The organism is Mesorhizobium sp. LNHC229A00 (assembly GCF_000502415.1).
Taxonomy (GTDB): Bacteria; Pseudomonadota; Alphaproteobacteria; order Rhizobiales; family Rhizobiaceae; genus Mesorhizobium.
This window is the reverse complement of sequence record NZ_AYWQ01000130.1, coordinates 1-771: the sequence shown is the minus strand read 5'-3', so window position 1 is coordinate 771 and position 771 is coordinate 1. Positions and strand designations below refer to the sequence as shown.

Below are 771 nucleotides of genomic sequence, written 5' to 3'. Positions count from 1 at the left end.
GCTTCTCAAATCCTTGGATGAGCGTGAGATCATACCGAGTCTGTTCCTGTCATTCTTGGTGATGTCAATACTTCCTGGACTGCGGGTGCTCGGCGGCAGTCGCCAGATCGTCTACTATCCAATTATGCGCCATGCCTTCTTGTCTGCCCTCGCCGACTTTCCGTCACCTGCAAATCATAGCCTATCCGCCTCGCTGAGGTCCGATGAAGAGCCAAGTATGTGGGGGCATCGCACGATCTCGCCTAGCCGCATCGATCCGTTCAGTCTTATCGCGCAGCGTGGTTCCCGTTTTGAGCAGTTGATCGACTGCTATGGCGCGATGCCATTGAATCAGGCGTGGGGCAGCTTACTGGCGTTCGCCTGCGATCCTCTTTGGCAAACCCTGTGCGAGCGGCTTGCAACGAAACAGTTTTCGAGGGCTCGCCCAATTTGGCTGGTTGGCGCTAAGAGTCCTCTCTGATTGGGGTCGTTTTGGTCAAGATGCTCCTGCACTTATTTCTGGACCGTTCCGTGGGTCACTCGCTTCTCTTCGCGGTCAGCGCTTGGGCCGCCGCATGATGGGGTCAGGAGAGCGAGGCGTCTCAATCTGTTTCACGACCTTGCCGCGCTTGGGCCGGCAGGTTCGGGACTCTCAACGAGATCGCCTCGCCCATCGTCCCCAGGTAACGATCCGCATCGCCCTTTCGGGCGAAGGCTTTGTTCGTGTTGCTTGCTCCTCGATCTGTCTCAGTTCTTGCGGCCAGGTGAACAGGCTCCTTTCCAAAGCGGAAC

General features: G+C 57.2%; 1 protein-coding gene and 1 pseudogene. One reads left to right on the top strand and one right to left on the bottom strand.

Annotated features, from left to right (window positions below; translation table 11 throughout):
- A pseudogene (locus X742_RS1000000175160) lies at positions 1-460 on the top strand (hypothetical protein); the annotation flags it as partial.
- 121 nt (positions 461-581) lie between these two features.
- Here X742_RS1000000175160 and X742_RS1000000175315 read toward each other — a convergent pair.
- Positions 582-771: hypothetical protein (locus X742_RS1000000175315; protein WP_032925202.1), on the bottom strand; the 190-nt coding region annotated here is incomplete at its 5' end.